The organism is Halobacillus shinanisalinarum (genome assembly GCF_022919835.1).
GTDB lineage: Bacteria > Bacillota > Bacilli > Bacillales > Halobacillaceae > Halobacillus_A > Halobacillus_A shinanisalinarum.
The window spans coordinates 3,577,378-3,595,790 of record NZ_CP095074.1; the positions used below are offsets into that span (position 1 = coordinate 3,577,378).

Annotated in this window: 18 protein-coding genes and 2 pseudogenes; 17 read left to right on the forward strand and 3 right to left on the reverse strand. The window is 38.7% G+C overall.

All coding sequences use genetic code 11. From position 1 onward, the window contains the following. Positions 1 to 212 precede the first annotated feature (212 nt). On the reverse strand, positions 213 to 446 hold the full coding sequence (locus MUO14_RS24845) for a putative sulfate exporter family transporter (protein ID WP_396265853.1): 234 nt from the start codon (positions 444 to 446) through the stop codon (positions 213 to 215). A gap of 125 nt (positions 447 to 571) precedes the next feature. Here MUO14_RS24845 and MUO14_RS17680 point away from each other — a divergent pair, with 125 nt between their 5' ends. From MUO14_RS17680 to MUO14_RS17730, 11 genes and pseudogenes are all read left to right on the forward strand, one after another. Next, the gene (locus MUO14_RS17680) at positions 572 to 1,294 is read left to right on the forward strand and encodes a GntR family transcriptional regulator (protein WP_244751901.1); all 723 of its coding nucleotides are present in this window, start codon (positions 572 to 574) and stop codon (positions 1,292 to 1,294) included. 221 nt (positions 1,295 to 1,515) lie between these two features. Next, the gene (locus MUO14_RS17685; RefSeq protein WP_244751902.1) at positions 1,516 to 2,703 is read left to right on the forward strand and encodes an iron-containing alcohol dehydrogenase; all 1,188 of its coding nucleotides are present in this window, start codon (positions 1,516 to 1,518) and stop codon (positions 2,701 to 2,703) included. Between the two features lie 56 nt (positions 2,704 to 2,759). Next, on the forward strand, positions 2,760 to 4,517 hold the full coding sequence (gene xsc / locus MUO14_RS17690) for a sulfoacetaldehyde acetyltransferase (protein WP_244751903.1): 1,758 nt from the start codon (positions 2,760 to 2,762) through the stop codon (positions 4,515 to 4,517). A 155-nt stretch (positions 4,518 to 4,672) separates the two neighbouring features. Continuing rightward, the gene (locus tag MUO14_RS24395) at positions 4,673 to 4,966 is read left to right on the forward strand and encodes an MFS transporter (protein WP_255822130.1); all 294 of its coding nucleotides are present in this window, start codon (positions 4,673 to 4,675) and stop codon (positions 4,964 to 4,966) included. A gap of 44 nt (positions 4,967 to 5,010) precedes the next feature. Next, a complete protein-coding gene (locus MUO14_RS24400) occupies positions 5,011 to 5,994 on the forward strand; it encodes an MFS transporter (RefSeq protein WP_255822209.1) in 984 nt (327 codons plus the stop codon). Positions 5,995 to 6,888: 894 nt separating this feature from the next. Beyond that, positions 6,889 to 7,080 carry a hypothetical protein gene (locus MUO14_RS17705; protein WP_244751904.1) on the forward strand — a complete coding sequence of 64 codons (192 nt, stop codon included), beginning with the start codon at positions 6,889 to 6,891 and terminating at the stop codon, positions 7,078 to 7,080. A gap of 130 nt (positions 7,081 to 7,210) precedes the next feature. Beyond that, complete coding sequence (locus tag MUO14_RS17710) at positions 7,211 to 7,534, forward strand: hypothetical protein (protein WP_244751905.1); 324 nt, start codon at positions 7,211 to 7,213, stop codon at positions 7,532 to 7,534. A gap of 216 nt (positions 7,535 to 7,750) precedes the next feature. Next, complete coding sequence (locus MUO14_RS17715; protein WP_244751906.1) at positions 7,751 to 8,068, forward strand: hypothetical protein; 318 nt, start codon at positions 7,751 to 7,753, stop codon at positions 8,066 to 8,068. A gap of 188 nt (positions 8,069 to 8,256) precedes the next feature. Beyond that, positions 8,257 to 8,553 carry a hypothetical protein gene (locus tag MUO14_RS17720; RefSeq protein ID WP_244751907.1) on the forward strand — a complete coding sequence of 99 codons (297 nt, stop codon included), beginning with the start codon at positions 8,257 to 8,259 and terminating at the stop codon, positions 8,551 to 8,553. 128 nt (positions 8,554 to 8,681) lie between these two features. Next, positions 8,682 to 9,418, forward strand: a pseudogene (locus MUO14_RS17725) (phosphotransferase); the annotation flags it as partial. A 208-nt stretch (positions 9,419 to 9,626) separates the two neighbouring features. After that, positions 9,627 to 10,244, forward strand: coding sequence for an HAD family hydrolase (locus MUO14_RS17730; protein WP_244751908.1), 618 nt, complete (start codon positions 9,627 to 9,629; stop codon positions 10,242 to 10,244). Between the two features lie 201 nt (positions 10,245 to 10,445). Here the strand turns inward: MUO14_RS17730 and MUO14_RS17735 are convergent, their stop codons facing one another. Together MUO14_RS17735 and MUO14_RS17740 are read right to left on the reverse strand one after the other, a co-directional pair. After that, positions 10,446 to 11,612 (reverse strand): aminotransferase, encoded by a 1,167-nt coding sequence (locus MUO14_RS17735; protein ID WP_244751909.1) that lies wholly within the window; start codon positions 11,610 to 11,612, stop codon positions 10,446 to 10,448. Continuing rightward, a complete protein-coding gene (locus MUO14_RS17740; RefSeq protein ID WP_244751910.1) occupies positions 11,609 to 12,106 on the reverse strand; it encodes an Lrp/AsnC family transcriptional regulator in 498 nt (165 codons plus the stop codon). The genes MUO14_RS17735 and MUO14_RS17740 overlap by 4 nt, the downstream gene beginning before the upstream one ends. A gap of 268 nt (positions 12,107 to 12,374) precedes the next feature. Between MUO14_RS17740 and MUO14_RS17745 the strand changes: the two genes are divergently transcribed. From MUO14_RS17745 to MUO14_RS17765, 6 genes and pseudogenes are all read left to right on the forward strand, one after another. After that, the gene (locus MUO14_RS17745) at positions 12,375 to 12,578 is read left to right on the forward strand and encodes a hypothetical protein (RefSeq protein ID WP_244751911.1); all 204 of its coding nucleotides are present in this window, start codon (positions 12,375 to 12,377) and stop codon (positions 12,576 to 12,578) included. A 67-nt stretch (positions 12,579 to 12,645) separates the two neighbouring features. Continuing rightward, positions 12,646 to 12,768 (forward strand): annotated as a pseudogene (locus MUO14_RS24850) (VOC family protein); the annotation flags it as partial. Between the two features lie 31 nt (positions 12,769 to 12,799). Continuing rightward, positions 12,800 to 13,360 (forward strand): dihydrofolate reductase family protein, encoded by a 561-nt coding sequence (locus tag MUO14_RS17750; protein ID WP_244751912.1) that lies wholly within the window; start codon positions 12,800 to 12,802, stop codon positions 13,358 to 13,360. 605 nt (positions 13,361 to 13,965) lie between these two features. Further along, positions 13,966 to 14,472, forward strand: a complete 507-nt coding sequence (locus tag MUO14_RS17755) for a DUF1643 domain-containing protein (protein ID WP_244751913.1) — start codon at positions 13,966 to 13,968, stop codon at positions 14,470 to 14,472. A 379-nt stretch (positions 14,473 to 14,851) separates the two neighbouring features. Then, positions 14,852 to 16,483 (forward strand): amidohydrolase, encoded by a 1,632-nt coding sequence (locus tag MUO14_RS17760; protein WP_244751914.1) that lies wholly within the window; start codon positions 14,852 to 14,854, stop codon positions 16,481 to 16,483. Further along, on the forward strand, positions 16,476 to 17,912 hold the full coding sequence (locus MUO14_RS17765) for a sodium:solute symporter family protein (protein WP_244751915.1): 1,437 nt from the start codon (positions 16,476 to 16,478) through the stop codon (positions 17,910 to 17,912). The genes MUO14_RS17760 and MUO14_RS17765 overlap by 8 nt, the downstream gene beginning before the upstream one ends. Positions 17,913 to 18,413: the final 501 nt, after the last annotated feature.

Genomic DNA, 18,413 nt, shown 5'->3' on the forward strand with positions numbered 1-18,413 from the left:
ATAAATTTACAATTTATATACCTTTATGGGGGGGACAGAGTGGGGCCCCATAACAACTTGAAGAGATAGAATTTATCGCATTCATCCCTGTTGTTAACGTTTTCTTACCATCTGATACCAGATGATAAGGAAAAACTTTCGAAAATAACTAAAGAAGGATAAATGGCTTCTCAGGCTGTCGAGAAATTCGGAAGCCTGATTTTTTTGTAAATTTAAAGAATCCACGTTCCATGTGAGTTGTAATTGACGATGCAGAAGACGATGATTTTGAGGATACACATGGGGGCATATAAAAAGACACTTAGAGCTAAAAGACTATTCGTTACTGTTTCAGGGATAATCACGATTGTATTATTCACCATTACGCCCAGAAAACCAAATAAAAACCACGGGATTGCATTTTTATCGTTTGTTTTCATCTGCGGACTGCCCTGTCCTGCGATTATATAGGAAGCTTAAATCCATGACAACTGGAATGAGTAAGGGAGCCTTTGACAATAAAGGTCCCTTTTGGTTTAATTAGATTTATAATACAGACTGGTACCTATATGTTACAATCGGAGGTTATCCAATGTCGTTGGAATTTGATGGTCCTGTACCATTGCACATACAATTAAAAAAATTACTAAAGGACGAAATTATAAAGGGCTATTATAAGAAAAAGATTCCTAGTGAACGAGAGTTAATGGATCGTTATTCGCTTAGCAGGACAACCGTTCGCTTGGCTGTGTCAGAACTTGTCCATGAGGGAATTTTAGAGAAAAGGCATGGGAAAGGAACCTTCATTTCCAGCATTTCTGTGCAGGATTGGCTTGGATCTTTCAGAAGTTTTACTGAAACCGTGCAGGACATGGATATGAATCCAGATTCTCAATTACTTTTTCATGGAAAAAAATCAAGTCCTGACAAAATTAAAGAGCTCTTAGAAGTGGATGAATTTTATTTAATTGAAAGATTGAGGTTTGCTGATGATCTCCCTTTGGCTATTGAAAGACATTATTATCCTTTGGAAATCGGAAATCAGCTGAAAAGATTTGATTTAAATTCAGCAGTTTTATATGATCTGTTAGAATCAACGCTCGGTATTTCTTTATGGAAAGCTAAACAAAAGATAACTAGTGGTCAGCCTTCTAAACAGGATGCTGACTATTTAAGGCTGGATGATTCTTCGAGTGTCTTACAAAGTGAACGTTTAATTTCAGATCCAAACGGTAAACCGGTGGAATTTTTAAGGAGTTCTTTTAGACCGGATATGTACTCCTTTAGCATTGAAATGATGCGGACTAGAGAATAATTAGATAGGGTATAAGGTTCAGCACTTCATTAAGAGGTGCTGTTTTTTTTATCCATAAATTTCAAATAAAATAGTGAGAATTTATTGACAACTGAACGAAAAAGTGATTTAATCTGACTTAAATACAACTGGTAGTAACGAGTAGGTATGAGTTGGTTGCTTCATTTCTATAGCGGCAAAGTTAGCTCGTTAAAAAATCTTGTTTAGAAGGAGGAAAATGAATGTCCACCTTATCTTTACCAAGAGAAATAAAGGTTGATCCTGGAAGTATTCATCAGTTGGGCAAAGCAGTCTTAGCAAATGGCGGAACAAAACCCTTAATTATTATTGATTCTTTTCTAGCACAAGCTCCTTTAAATCTTCACGAAAAAATCCGTTCTATACTTCACCACGATCAATTAGAATGTACATTCTTCAGTGACTATACCGGGGAACCTACAGTGGATCATGTTCAAGATGCTCTTAACCTTTTAGATCAATGTAGTGCTGACTGTATTGTTGCCGTGGGTGGCGGCAGTGCCATTGATATCTCCAAAGCGGTCTCCTTTTTTGGGTGGAATCCAGAAATCAAGTGGAATGACATTCCTATACAGTCCCGTTTGAATCGGATGCCGTTAATAGCCGTTCCAACTACAGCAGGTACAGGTTCTGAAGCAACTCGGGTGATGGTCATTACTGATACTCAAGCTGAGGTAAAAATGAACCCGGGTCATGATCACTTGATTCCAGATGTAGCGATTTTAGATCCTGAACTAACGATCAGTCTCCCCAAACACTTCACCGTATTTACTGGCTTGGATGCTTTGACGCATGCCATTGAAGCCTATGTTTCCAACCGTTCGACAACCATGACCGATTTGTATGCTTTAGAGGCGATTCGCATGATAGGCAAATCATTGCCAAAGGTGTACAACGATGGTTCTGACCTCAAAGAAAGACAGGAAATGATTTTGGCAGGCTGCTATGCAGGTATTGCCTTTTCCAATTCTTCAACTAATTTAGCTCACGCTGCCGGACGTCCCTTAGGAACTCGGTTTCATATTCCTCATGGTTTAAGTGTTGCTCTTTTACTCCCTTTCGTTATGCAATTTGGCCTGGAAACTTCAGACGATCTCTATGCAGATATTGCTGTTGCTTTGGGGGCAGATGCTTCGGAAGATCGTAATAAACTGGCTCAATCAGCCGTTAAGATCGTCAAAGATTACAATGAACAGTTTGGGATCTGGGAGGCAGCAAGGAACTATATAAAGAATATGGATGACTTAAATAAAGCTATTCCGTTACTCGTTGAAGATGCTTTGTCCGGAAATGGAATTAACACGAATAGAAAAGTACCTTCCTATGGGGATATAGAGAAGGTTTATACATCTTTATCAGAAAAATTGGCTGAAACAACTGTTGGTACATAACAGTTTGTCTCTATGTACCAGCAGAGTTTAAGTATATATTTTAGGAGGTTATTAAAATGGAAAAGGTTGAGAACGTTTTAAAGAAACAGAAGATAAGAATGACGCCTAGTGAAGCAATTGTAGAAACATTGGTAGCTGAAGGGGTTGAACACATTTCCGGGATTCTAGGCTCTGCCTTTATGGATATGTTGGATCTCTTACCGACTGCTGGCATAGAATTCATCCCTGTGCGACATGAACAGAATGCAGCCCATATGGAGGACGCCTTCTCCCGAGTCAAAGGGAAGGCAGGAGTAGTGATCGGGCAAAATGGTCCTGGAATCACCAATATGGTGACATCGGTAGCGGCGGCGAACATGGCGCATACACCGATGATTGTTATTTCTCCATCTGCTGGAACTCCTTCGATTGGATGGGACGGTTTTCAAGAATGTGACCAAGTATCTGTATTTGAATCGATTACAAAATCTACCGTAAAAGTGACGCATCCAAGTCGAGTAGCAGATTGCCTGCGCACTGCGTTTCGGATTGCTTACGCTGAAAGGGGACCAGTCCTATTTGACATCCCCCGCGATTACTTTTATGGCGAGGTTGAAGATTACATTCTTGAACCCTATCAATACAGGATCGATTCACGCGGTGCCGGTTCACCTGAACAGTTGGATAAAGCAGCTGAATTGTTATCCAGGGCAGAGAATCCAGTGATCATTTCCGGACGAGGGACTGTAGATGCTGATGGGATTGAATCAGTCAAAGATATAGCCGAACATTTAACAGCACCTGTTGCAAATTCTTACATGCATAATGACTCATTTCCAGCAGATCATCCGCTAGCTGTCGGTCCGATCGGATACATGGGTTCAAAGGCAGCAATGAATTTATTGAAAAAAGCAGATGTTGTGCTTGCGATCGGCACAAGGCTTTCTGTTTTCGGTACATTACCTTGCTATGATATTGATTATTTTCCAAAACAAGCTAATATCATTCAGGTAGACATTAACCCGCGAAACATTGCTCGGACCCATCCGGTAGAAGTCGGTGTGATCGGGGACGCTCGTGAAGCCAGTGAGGAAATTTTCAAGCGCTTGAAAGCGAAAATGTCTAATTCTGCTAATCATTCACGTCTCGCTGAAGTGACTTCAGAAAAGGAGAAATGGAATGAAGAGCTCATTTCCCTTGCTATGGAGGAAGGAAAGCCGATTAACCCACGCCGTGCTTTGTTAGAGTTATCGAGAGCGCTTCCCGAAAATGCCATCGTAACTAGTGATATTGGCAACGTATCTTCAACAGCAAATGCTTACATGACTTTCACACAAAGCCGTAAGCATATTGCCGCATTAACCTTTGGTAATTGTGGGTTTGCTTACCCTGCTGCCATCGGTGCAAAAATAGCTGAACCAGATTGTCCTGTTGTGGCGATTGTCGGTGATGGGGCATGGGGCATGAGCTTACATGAAGTGAGTACAGCTGTTGAACAAAATATCCCGGTTGTGGCTTGTGTTTTCAATAATGGTGCTTGGTCTGCTGAGAAGAAGAACCAGGTGGACTTTTACAATAACCGGTTTGTTGGGTCTGATATTGAAGGGCCGGATTTTGCAGAGGTAGCTAAATCTATGGGAGCCAATGGTATTCGTGTAGAACGACCAAAAGATTTAAATCAAGCATTTGAAACTGCGCTTGCCTCGGATAAACCAACTGTTTTAAACATTCATGTTGATGGTACACAATTGGCCCCGCCTTTTAGAAAAGATGCATTGAACAAACCAGAACGCTTATTAGATAAATACTCTCACTTAGACCATAGAAATTGGTAGATAAATAGGGGAAGCTTGGGTTTCAAGCTTCCCCTGATTTTTAAGGATTTGTAAACTTTTTTCGAAATTTGTTGAAAGCGCTTTCTAATGAAGGAGTAAGAAGAGTTCACAGCGTAATTAATGACACAAGGGAAATTTAATCTTGGAGGGGAATTATGAACACTAATGATAAAATGCTTAAACGTGTCGTGGGTTCAAGCTTAATTGGTGCGACTATTGAATGGTATGATTTCTTTCTGTATGGTGTTGTAGCTGGTATCGTGTTAAATGAGTTGTATTTTCCTTCAGGGGATCCTTTAGTTTCTACACTTCTTGCCTACGTAACCTTCGCGGTTGGCTTTGTTGTTCGACCATTAGGCGGGATCATCTTTGGTCATTTTGGAGACAAAGTTGGCCGTAAAAGCATGCTTATCATCACGTTAACAATTATGGGGTTAGTACGGCGTTAATTGCCTTCTTACCTACTTACGAACAGATAGGGATTTGGGCACCAATTTGTCTACTCACTTTACGAATCCTTCAGGGTCTCGGTTTAGGTGGTGAATGGGGAGGAGCTATCCTCATGACCTTTGAACATGCACCACTTTCAAAGCGAGGGTTCTACGCTAGTTTGCCCCAAATCGGCTTATCCATTGGTCTTTTATTATCTTCAGGTATTGTCGGCCTGCTATCATCTCAATTGTCAAACGGGCAGTTCATGGCCTGGGGTTGGCGCATTGCCTTTGGTTTAAGTGTTGTATTAATATTTTTAGGCTTATGGATACGCTTAAAAGTGTCAGAAACCCCTGAGTTCCAAGACGTTAAAAATAGTAAAAAAGAATCTAGTGTCCCGTTTAAAGACATGTGGCGCAAGCATACTGGAAACGTTATAGCCGGTATGGGAGCAAGGTACATTGATGGGGTTTTCTTTAATGTCATGGGTGTATTTTCGATTACTTACCTGACAAATACGATTCAAATCTCTCGTACCACTGCTTTACTGGGGGTTTCAGCTGCTGCGTTTGTTATGTGTTTTTTCATCCCTCTATTTGGACATATTTCTGACCGTGTAGGCAGAACTCGGACCTATTATTGGGGGAGTTTAATTACTGGCTTTTCAGCTCTACCCGCTTTTTGGTTAATGTCAACTAGCGGCGGGAACACTTTATTGATTTGGCTGTCCATCATCATACCCTTTGGCATTTTTTATGCTTCCGTCTATGGACCAGAGGCAGCCTTATTTGCAGAACTATTTGATGCAGAGGTTAGATACACAGGAATGTCGTTCGTTTATCAGTTTTCCGGTATTTTTGCGAGTGGGATGACGCCAATTATTGCTACAACTTTACTTAGTTATAACAATGGGTCCCCTCTACTACTTACGTTGTATGTTGTTTTTTCTGGTATTGTCAGTGCTCTATCAGCCAAATGGATTCATTCCCGTAGAAAGCGTTTCATGCAGATGGGTGATGAGGAAATTTCCATTAAGCATTCATAGGATCAACAAAACCAATTGTAATCCTGACTATTACGAGAGAATAATTGTCTTCTATTTCCATCAATTTTAAAACCATTAAATAACCAGAGAACAGATATCTTACCATCTTGTTCTCTGGTTATTATTTGACTAGACAGCCCTAAATAATCAGTTATTATTAAAGCCCAATAAAACTTACTGAATTGGGTTGATTATGATCACTAATCGTTAATGGATCCTAAAGAGCGAAGTAGGGAACGACTCTTGCTCTTTTCCGCGTTTGCTACTTTGATGAGGCGTGAAAAAGAACTCAATCCCTCGTAACGACGATTGAGGAGGAACCTCATCTTAATCCATTGGTGGGCACAACGAATTCACGGTGCGTAATTTAGATGGCCACTATATCACAGTCTGCACACCTTAATTGGACAGTGATTAAACAACTTGTTTATCCAGCTTTATGGTTTAAACAACCATATTCTTTGACGCGATAATGTGGCTATCGGATGTTAAAGGAGTCACCAAATGATAAACGGCGAATTTCTTCGTTGCTCGGTTTTTCCGGTCCTCACGTAGTAAAGGCATACGCTGTGGTCATTCAAAACACTGCGACGCACAGGACGTGCTAGTGTCGACTTTGTCAAAGGGTGTGCGATCTCTGTCGACGTTTTCATTCGTTGACTTTTTGAACACACACTTATAACAATCTAAAAGCTGTTGGTTCAAAAAAGTTAACCTTCTTATTGAAGAAGAGGTTGGTCATGAAAGATGTTTGCGACTCTCTACAAGAGATAAATGGATAGAATGGCTCAATTGCTTGTTCCACTAAAGGGAGATTTTCTGGAAGTAATTGAATACAGTGTTTATTCATCATTGAACAAGGTAACATAAGTTTAAAAAGGGAGATCTTTTAGGGTGAAAGTGTTAGCAGTGATATTAATATCAATCGGTTTGATCCTTGCACCTATTATTGGCTTTCTTTATCCAGATTGGAGAATTATGCAAGGAAAAGAAGAGCTTTCAGAATGGCAGCAATATGGCATTCATGCATTAGCTATCGGGGTACTATTAATAATGTTTGTGTTTGCAAATTTACTCATTGAATGATTTCAAGCAGATTCGCGAAGTTGAAGGTCATTACTGTCAACATAACGTATAGCAATCTTCTGCTATATAATCGCGCGCGATTCAGGAGTAAAGGTCACGTCTTTTTTCTGCTTATCAGGGGAGGGAGATTATGAGGGAACATTATAATGAAAAGTTTATTCTAAATACAAAATTACAAAAGCTCTTTTATATAATACTTTGTCCAATTGTAGTAGCCATAACCCTTTATATTATTACCTTGTTTGAAGGTGAAGCGTTTCGGTTGGAGCTTGCGTTGCCGATCATGATTGGTGTATCGCTTCCTCAATGGATTATGATTCTGTTCTTTCCAAATTTTTATCGACACTCAAAAAATGAGAAAAAGCTAAAGGGAAACCAATTCCTCAAAGGAACTGTATTTTATTTGATAATTTTGGTTTTAATTTTATTAATCGCCCTGTTTTTTTCTAACTAATTAATTTATAGTCTTTACGAATCATTTTCACCGGTCTTTTTCAATCTTAGATTATCAAAGGCTAAGCAGGTAGCGTGTGAAATCCACAAAAAGAAAGAAGAACCTGCAAATTCTGTGGAAGCGTTATTCCAAAAATAGAGCATTAACTAACATATTGAATATCAATAGTCTTCCGCTATGGAGCAGTATTTTAGTAAGTGATGTCAGGAGTGATGAGTGATTAAAACTGGTAAGAAACTCTTAAAAAGGTTATTTGTAGAAGACAACAAAAAAAGTGATATAGCATCCCTTTTAACTTTTCCTTTTATGGTTTTATTTATTTATTTACCGAATTCTCTAGATTTCGAGCCTTCTATTAAGAGTGCCCTGTTGTTGATTCTTTACATATTGATTGGTTCGGGGGTCTATTTGATTATCGAGGAAGTTATTAGGAGATTGTTAGGCGATAAAAATAAAATAGTTGGAACGGGATATTCATTTGTACTTCTTTTTGCTGGCTTATTGTTTTTACTCTTATTTATTAATACATACTAACATTTGCTCCATTAAAGGGTCACGTTTATCGAACCAGAGGAGGGCCTTTATTAAGTATTTTTGAAGGAAATTTATGAGGTGTTCCGTTAGTAAACGAGTCCCAATGTAATGTGCTCGAATCACAATCTGGGATAGATCATTCTTATCCATGTTATAATGAAAGGAAAGAGTTGAAGGGAAGTTCCGAATTGGAAACGTATTTCAAAGACACTTTGCTTATGAGTGTTATCGAGGCACATAAAAAAATCGTTACCGAAGGGGAAAACGTTAATCTAAAAGCAATTGGATATGAGGAAGGGACATCGATTGATCGAGTTTTAACATATAATGCATCTACAATATTGACTAGGTTAGATTTTGAAATGGATCGAATGGGCACCTCTGAAAAAAGTAGTTTAATAAAATATTTGAATGAATTGGTGGAAGCAGGCGAATCGAATGAATCGATTGTCAAAGAAATAATTGAATATAAAATAAAGTTATGAGATTAGTCGTCAGTTGGCAGTTTAATATCTTTAGTAATAGGGCGCAATCCTGAAAATTAGGATTTGTGCCCTTTCTAATGAAAAGGGCCATTAAGAGGGGATATATAGATGTCAAACCATGAAAACGAGGAAATGTCTCTAACGTTTATCGTTCTGGAGATACTGTCCGACGAGAATTAAAGCCAGGTAGTCCCAAAATTCATAAGCTATTACAGCATTTGGAAGACAAAGGTTTTAATTATGCACCAAAGTTTTTAGGTATTGATGATAAAGGAAGAGAAATATTATCCTTTAATGAAGGAGAAGCTGGTAACGATCCTTTAAAAGAATACATGTGGTCTGATGATGTTTTAAAAGATATGGCGAAGATGCTCCGAGTGATTTTCCATTATCAGATGACTGGAAACCGATAGATAATACGCCACACAAGGTGGAGATATTATGCCATAATGACTTTGCTAGATACAATTTTATCTTTAATCATGGAAGACCAATAGGGATTATTGATTATGATGTTGCCGGGCCTGGTCCAAGACTTTGGGACATAGCTTATACTCTTTATACTTGTGTCCCCTTAAGTAGGTTGTATCTCTCTGAAACAGGTGAGAAAATTTATTATAAATCACAACAGCATGCTACCCGTATAAAACAAAGAGTTAGATTGTTTTTTGAATCTTACGGTGAGGGAATAGAAGAAGAATATTTGGAGATGGTATTGCTCCGATTAGAAGGGTTATGTCAAACAATTACAAGAAAAGCCAGTGAAGGTGACATTGCTTTTCAAAAAATGATAGATGAAGAGCATCTTGAACATTATCAAAACGATATTAAATTTATTCGTGAACATGGGAAAGAGTGGACTTAAGGATAGGTTTTTTATTTAACGGGTGGCTTTCTTCAATTGAGTCTTTGAAACGTCTTCCGTAGGGCGAAAGAGTTGAATAAAGGGCTTCTAAAACAATCCGTTTTACTGATTTTATAAGTCTATAGAGCAGGATTGTGGAACAATTTTGAAACTGCTCATAGGGAAGAACGTCAATTTTTATTAAACTAAGATGGAGGAAAAAATACATATGGATAGTATTATTTTTGACCTAGATGGCACCATTTGGGATTCTATAGACACGGTCCTCAATGCGTGGAACAGTACAATAAAGGAAAATGATCAAATAAAGAGGGAATTAACAAGGAAAGACCTTGAAGGGACAATGGGGTTACAGATGAATGATATAAGTAGAAAACTGTTTCCATATTTAGATGATGATACTCGGAAACAATTAATAAAAGAGTGCTGCAATGTAGAAAATGAATATTTGGAAAAACAAGGTGGTGTTCTTTATAAAAACGTGGAGAATGTTCTGAAGGAGCTTTCACAGAAATATAAACTATACATCGTTAGCAATTGTCAATCGGGCTACATTGAAGCTTTTTATAAGTATCATAACCTTGAAAGATATTTTTTAGATTTTGAAAATCCAGGGAGAACCGGACTTTCAAAAGGAGAAAATATTAACTTAATTATCGAAAGGAATAACCTATCCAAACCGTTTTATGTTGGGGACACGGAAGGTGATTTAAAAGCAGCTAGATATGCTGGAATTCCATTTGTATATGCAAAATACGGATTTGGACAAGTAAGTGAATATGATGATGTTCTTGAGAAGTTTGATGATCTTGCGAAAATATTCTAGATAGTTCGTATAACCATAGCTTATAACATGTTTAAGCGGTCGGGGCTTTCATAAAAACAAAAAATAGGAAATTCCTCAATTGTGGAATTTCCTATTTTTTGTTTCTAATGTAAAGTCTAGGGGTTTGGCTGACTGCGATTCCTATTCAATCTAATCATGAAATCTCTTTATAACTGTAGAGGTGAGAAAGTCAGGCACCTCTTACATTCGTTTTTGCACAAATCGTTTCATACGATTCAAAGCTTCATCAAGTTGTTTAAGTGATGTCGCGTAGGAGCAGCGGATGTATCCCTCGCCATTTGCTCCGAATACAGAGCCGGGTACGACAGCAACTTGTTCTTCTTGCAACAACTGCTCTGCAAATTCAGCTGAGGTTAATCCGGTTGCTTTAATGGATGGGAATGCATAAAACGCTCCGCCCGGATTTGGACATTGCAACCCAATTTCATTCAAGCTACTCACTATAAAATTCCTTCTCTGTTTATAGCTTTCAAACATGGACTCGACACTCTGCCTTCCGTTTTTCATGGCCTCTAGGGCAGCGTGCTGTGCCATCGTAGGGGCACACATCATCGTGTACTGATGAATTTTCACCATGGCGGCAATTATTTCAGTTGGTCCTGCTGCATAACCGAGTCGCCAGCCCGTCATGGCAAATGCCTTTGAGAATCCACTAATTAAAATTGTTCGCTCCTTCATTTTAGGAACAGTGGGAAAACTTGTGTAAGCATCGTCATACGTTAGCTCGGCATAGATCTCATCAGACAAAACGAGTAGGTTATGCTTTTCAATCACTATCGCCAGTTGCTCTAATTCTTCTTGCAATAAAAGGGTTCCAGTTGGATTATTTGGATTACATAGTATGATCGCTTTTGTTTTTGATGTGATGGCCTCTTCAATTTGTTCAGGTTTTAGTTTAAACTCATCTTCTGCTTCCGTTTGAACTGTTACAGGTATTCCTCCAGCCAGCCTGACTGTTGGCACGTAAGCAACAAAGCTCGGTTCTACAACTATAACTTCATCTCCTGGATCGATAACCGCCCGCAGAGCAAGATCAATCGCCTGACTTGCTCCAACGGAAACAATCAACTGGTCACTTGGGTCATACGTCAAGTGATAACTTCCACTTAGATATTTACTAATTTCCTGACGTAGCTCCATCATACCCGCATTTTCAGTATAGGAGGTGTATCCCTGTTCAAGGGAATGAAAGCTTTGTTCGATAACATTCCACGGCGTTACGAAATCAGGCTCGCCTACTCCGAGGGAAATGACATCTTCCATCTGGGCCGCTAAATCAAAAAAACGTCGAATGCCCGAAGGTTTTAAATCCGCTACCTGCTTGGATATGTAAGAGATTTGGCTCATGGTGATACCACAATTCTTTTATCACCTTCGTCTGCATCCTGTAATATGATGCCATCATGCTTATATTTTTTCAAAACAAAATGGGTCGTTGTAGATAGTACGGAATCCAGCGCAGACAATTTTTCAGAAATGAAATGTCCAATTTCCATCATCGTTTTTCCTTTCACTGAAACGGACAAATCATAAGTGCCAGACATTAAATAAACGGCTTTAACTTCTGGAAAACGATAAATACGCTCAGCCACTTTATCAAAACCGACATCACGAGCGGGGGTCACTTTTACATCCACCATAGCCGTAACCTCTTCCTCATTCAAAACCTTTGCCCAGTCAATGAGCGTGGAATAGCCAAGAATGACTTTCTTCTTCTCAAGCTTATCAATCAGTTCCCGGGTTTCATCAATACTTTTCCCCATTAACTTCGCAATTTTTTCTACTTCCAAATTAGCGTTATTCTCAATTAATTTTAACAATTCTACTTCGACTTCTTCCATTTTAAACACCCACTTTTTAATTATACATATGATTCATTCTATCAAGTTTCGTGAAAGAACTAAAACCCTGTTGCTAAAGAAGAAAAAGATTTAATAATAAGAAAGGCTTCGGGCAGGATTGTTGAGGACTTTAAGTGGAAATTAAAGGTATTTAATAGAGGATTAGCGAAGTTAATTAGTTGAGCGTATTCCTTAGGAAGGGTGTTTAATTGTGAGGAAAATAAAGACAATCTATATAACAACACGATTTTAAGTGGATGTAAAATATATGGTCGATAAAAGAAAAAACATCTCAAAAAGAGATAAAAGAAAGGATATAGCTCGCTTTATTTACATCTTAGCTGTAATAGTAGCTAGCCCATTTTTAAGAGACAAGTTTAGTATTATTGGAGCATTAGTAATTGCACTTGGAGCATACTTTTTCCTTATATACATAGTTGATTTATTTACTAAAGATGGTGGGAACAGTTAAGACCAAAAAACATGGTATAAAATCTGAGCAGTAGGAGTGTTTACACGAGAAAACTAGATTAAAGCATGTTAGAGCTAACGTTAAAGACCTTGGAAAAGCCGTGGAGTGGTACAAAAATATTTTAGGATTCAATGTAGAGCAACATGGCCACCTGAAAAACCGAATGATGTGCAATTGCATTAGAAATTGAGAACATAACATGAATAATGGAGGTCTGACAAATGGGGGATGTTCGAACGAAGTTAGTATTTTATGGAGCAGTAAGTGTAGATGGCTACATTGCACGAGATAATCATTCATTGGATTGGTTATTGGGGACTGAAGGAGAAGAAGAAATTGGTTATGAGGATTTCTACGCTACCATTGACATTGTTTTGATGGGCAGAAAAACCTATGATCAAATCTTGAATCATGCACCTGGTGAATTTCCTTATAAGGGGAAGCAATGCTATGTTTTTTCTCGTACATCAACAGGATCAAATGACTTAGTGGATTTCATCAATGAGAATATTGTGGAGTTTACGAAATCATTGAAAAAACATCCTGGGAAACGGATTTGGGTCGTTGGAGGTGGAGAAGTGTTATATCCACTTCTTCAAGAGAAACTCATAGACGAATTTATTATTCAAATTGCTCCTTCAATCATTGGGCGTGGAATTCCGTTGTTTATTCCAGGAGAACAGGAAAACCAGCTGAAACTTCTCAATGTAAAGCGAAACAAACAATTGGCCGAATTACATTACGAGTTAAATACCATTTGTAGGAACTCCAGTATGGAATAAATCGAAAAGAATTCGTTTTCCATTCTTTAATTGTTTATGGGAGGATGATGAGGTGTGAATTTTTCCCTTTATATAACTTAAACATAGATAATAAGTAGAGCAAAGATATTCCTTCACCTATATTTCCGTTTAAGACTGCGCCTACAGCTGCAATTTCAATTCGGTAATAGCCACTTTACTAATAATATAATGAACCTTATTCTGACCAACTGTTCGATGACTTGGGACGAAGCCAATGGAGTCATGCGGCTTTCAGACGATGAAAGTAAATGTCTTTGTCTGTGCAAAACATCCTGGTGACAGGATTTGCGGCGTTAGCTGTTGCGAGATTGTCAAACAAAAAATAATCACCCTAGCTTCTGGTAAGCATTTAGGATGATTATTCCAAAAACTCTAATGTGAGCCGCTCCCTTGAAGGGCTATTATTAGGCTGAATGGTGATGGGAGCGCCGTTCAGACTTATGACTATATCTTAATTTTTGATGATATAAAACGGTTGATCTCCAGGAGGAAGGATGATTCGGAAAATGAATCAAAGCTGTCTTGCATACATTGGTTAATGACAGAGTTTTAAGATGTCAAAATAACTAAGTAGGGGGCTGCTTATGAAGGCGAGTTATCGTAATTGGAGGGAAGACGAACAAGTACGTGTGATTTTTGATAGAACTTCGACCTATCGATACTTATTGGAATGCACGTTTGATGAGAGTAAGAATAAAATAACGTTTGTTATGCTCAACCCAAGCGCCGCTAATTCGGACATATGTGATACCACATTAAATAGATGCGTGAACTATACGAGAAGTTGGGGCTATGGAGGTATGTATATCGTAAATTTGTACGCCTTAGTTTCAACGAATCCTAAAAGACTATTAACCCATAGGGATCCAATAGGTGTCGAGAATGACCACTACATACTGGATGCCGCTGAAAAATCTGAAACAACTGTATTGGCATGGGGAGAAAAATACGCTTCGATAAGGAATAGAAAGGCGGAAGTCTTGGAAATGTTGAAGGGATATGATCTTCATTGTATTAAAAAAACGAAAAATGGCAAACATCCCCGCCATCCTCTTTTTCTAAAAAAAGACCTCAATCCCATCCCGTTTTAAGGGGCAAGTCTATGAGGATCTACTAATCGTTTATGTTAAGACATTCCAAGCATGATCTTGTTCATTACTTATCGAAACGGATTATTCTAAACATTCAGAAATCCGTTGACAGTTATTTAAAAGGACTGTTATTATAATATATAATCAACTGTCAAATCTACTAGACTCTACTGAAGAGGTGGAGCAAACCCTAGATTAGAGCCAGTTATATAGACGAGGACATCTGTGTGTATTTCTCTGTCGATATAACTGGCTTTTTAATATTTACATGAAGAATCCTAATATTCTAGTTTAATGAGATTATTTGAAATCGGTTTCAAATATTTGTTTTTCTGATCGAATGATGAACTGTTCCTATAACATTCTAAGGAGGAATAATGTGAAAGAAGCTGATTCAATTCTAGTAGACGGAAATGTTATTACAATGGATGAGGAGTTACCAAGTGCAAACTCGATTGTGGTGAAGGATGGAACGATTTTGTTTGTCGGGGATAAAGAAGAGGCCCTATCATGGCTTGGGAGCAATACAGAGGTTATTAATCTTAAAGGGAAAACAATGTTACCAGGATTTGTAGAGAGTCATTTACACCCTGCTCATTATGCATTGAATTTACTAGAGCTAGATTGTCGTCCCAAACACACCTCCTCAATTGAAACGATTTTAGAAAAGGTTCGTATGGCGGCGGAATCAGCTCAAGATGGCCAATGGATTAGAGGCTGGGGCTGGGATGACAGCAAGCTTACAGAAAGACGTAACCCGCTCCGTTGGGAATTAGATAAGGCTGCCCCTAATCATCCAGTTATTCTTAAACGGACTTGCGGTCATATGGCTGTTGTTAATTCAAAAGCATTAGAACTAAGTGGTATTTCTGAGGATACAAAAGATCCAAAAGGTGGGAAATTGGAACGTGAAATAGGGACAGGAGCTTTAACAGGTTTACTTCAAGAAAAGGCTCAAGGGATGGCAGCACTTCCTGACTACAGTTTTGATGATATGGTTAAAGGTATGAAACTTGCACAAAAGGATTTTGCCAAATGGGGAATTACAACAGTGCATGATATGTCAACCCAGACCGCTGAATTGCAAGTATATCAATATCTTTTGGAGCAAAACGAATTAAACGTCAGGATAAGACCGTGGATTTGGGCAGTCGATCAAAATGGTTGGACGGGTCTTCTCAATGAAGTGTTATCTGTAGGTATTCGAAGTGGTTTTGGCAATGACATGATCAAAATACAGGGAATGAAATTTATGCTTGATGGGAGTATAGGCGGCAGGACAGCTGCAGTAGCGGAACCCTATGAGGATGATGATCAAACTGGTATTTTGTACAATACTGTTGAAGAGGTGTCTCCCTTTATAAAACAGTCGCTTGCAGCGGGTCTTCGGGTAGCTATTCACGGAATCGGCGAGAGGGCTATAGAGGTTGCTATTAAATCGCTTGAGGAAGCGAGCGAGTCGATAGATATATCTCATTTGCGCAACCGCATTGAACATTGCGCGCTTCCTACAAATGATCATTTGCGTCGAATGAAAAAGCTAGAGTTGATGGCTGCTTCTTCGGTCGGGTTTCTGTACCATATTGGTGATAGTTATATAAAGAATCTAGGAACTGAAAGAATGAAGCGTGTTTATCCTCATAAGTCATTCAAAGAATATGGCATTGTTGCCCCAGGGAATTCGGATTTACCTGTTACAGATGGTAATCCTTGGACAGGTATATATGGTGCCGTAACAAGGAAGTCGTTAAGTGGACAAGTTCTGGATGATACGCAAAACATTGAGGTGCAGGATGCTTTGAAAGCATATACAGTTGATGCGGCGTATAGTTCTTTTGAAGAGCAATCGATTGGAGTGATTAAACCGTTAGCAAAAGCTGACCTCATCGTTGTTTCTGATGACCCGTTAACGATAGAAAATGAAAAGTTAAAAGATATAAAAGTTGAACGTACATTTATAGGTGGAAGATTAGTATATAGTGAATCAAGGAAGGATGAAGCCTATGTTTAACGGGCAGGAACGCATGATCTTGGGGATTATCGTAGTTATTTATTTTGCCTTTCTGTTTGGGATTTCACTATATATAAACAGAAGAATAAAAACGTACGATGACTATAATGTAGCCGGAAGATCTGTTTCCATTTTCCCGTTAATTTTGACATTTGTAGGTACGGCGATAGGAGGATCAACGTTATTAGGTTTTATGGAGAATGGGTATAATTTCGGGATGGGCCAACAATGGTTGAAATTTGGCTCGATTTTTACATCCATTCTAATCCTCTTTTTCCTCGTCAAACGCATTAGGCGACTTGGTGAAAAATATAACATGGTCACTATCGGCGACTATACGGCATTACGTTATGGAGAAGGAGCTCGTCTTCCTACCGTCATTAGTATCTTGGTTGCGTATTGTGCAATAACAGGGATGCAGTTTGTTGCTATAGCAACACTTTTAAATTTAACAATAGGTTTAAGTATAACAAGTGGTATTATCATAAGTTGGGCTTTATTAACTTTAAAAACGTATTTCGGTGGGCTGAAGGCTGTTATATGGCAAGACGCCTTTCATGGTACGATACAAACAGTAGGTATTTTCATCTTGTTTGCTGTCGTTTTAATTGCCGCCGGTGGTTGGGAAAATATTTCTCAAAATGCTCACTCTCTTAATGAGGGGAACATGTTAAGTATTTTTAACATATCTCCGACGGAACTTTTTGTATATGTTCTGACAATTGGCGGGTATCAATTTGTCAGGCAGGATGTTTGGCAGCGGTTTTGGGCCGCTAAAGATTTCAAAACAACCATGAATGGGTTCTGGATTAGTATAATCGTTAGTTTTTTAACAGGTGTTTTCGTCGTTACACTTGGTGTAATGGGGCGGTACGGATTAAATTTGGGAAATATCGATCCAACGTTAATTTATTATGAGATTATTGGAAATGTATTACCTTTCCCTGTCGTTGTTATTATGATTGTCGCGCTTATGGCAACAGTTATTTCGTGTGCAGATTCCTTTTTTATGGCAGGGGCGTCTTCTATAGTAAACGATATTGTTAAGCCAAGAGTAAAAAATGTTGGTGATTCGAAAATGCTGCTATACAGCCGTATGTCGGTAGTAATCGTCTCAATTGTTGCTCTTATGCTTTCCCTTTACATCCCTCAATTGGTTAACCTCTGGGTAACGGGTACTGCTATGCTGGTGTCTGGTTTATTAGCGCCTGTATTGTTTGGGTTATTTTGGAGAAGGGCGACTGGCAAAGCAGGTGTAACTTCGATGTGGCTTGGTTTAATCGTAGCAGTTATTTGGCAAGTTTCGGGTCATCCGTTCGGCATCCATCCGGTATTTATTGGCTTGCCGCTATCTATTCTAACATTGATTATTGTTTCGTTTTTAACGAAACAAAATGATAATCAGAGCTTACTTTTGGAGGCAAAATAAGTCAGTTAAAATAAACCAATAAGGGCGATACAATATCTATAATATAAAGTTTATCAAGGTGAAAATAATGGGTAAGGTCCTGTTAATTTTGAACGATTAGAGGAGAGTATTGAACAATTCCAAGTAAGGGTTAACCTTGCCTGGCCAATTGAGATCTTTCCATGGAATGGATGAAAAAAGACAGTTTAGATGCTTGAGTGGATGATATTGGGATTGCGATAATTGCACGAAATATAGAATATTGTATTTAGGTGTGTTTCACTTCATTGCATATATCCACTCTTCGATAAAGTTAAAAATCCAACCCCACTTAAAAGGGGCGGATCCTATTTTTTTACTTTTTTTTACTGTCTAGCTGCGAGGAACAGACCCTCGTGACATAAGTAACCTGCCTTAGTGGGGGAAGGTCACCCCACTAAGGCATTTGCTTGGACTCGCAGGAAGCGGGTCAGTTTGACGTTGGCACACTGGGATTCTTGAAGCATGACCACTTTATAAAGG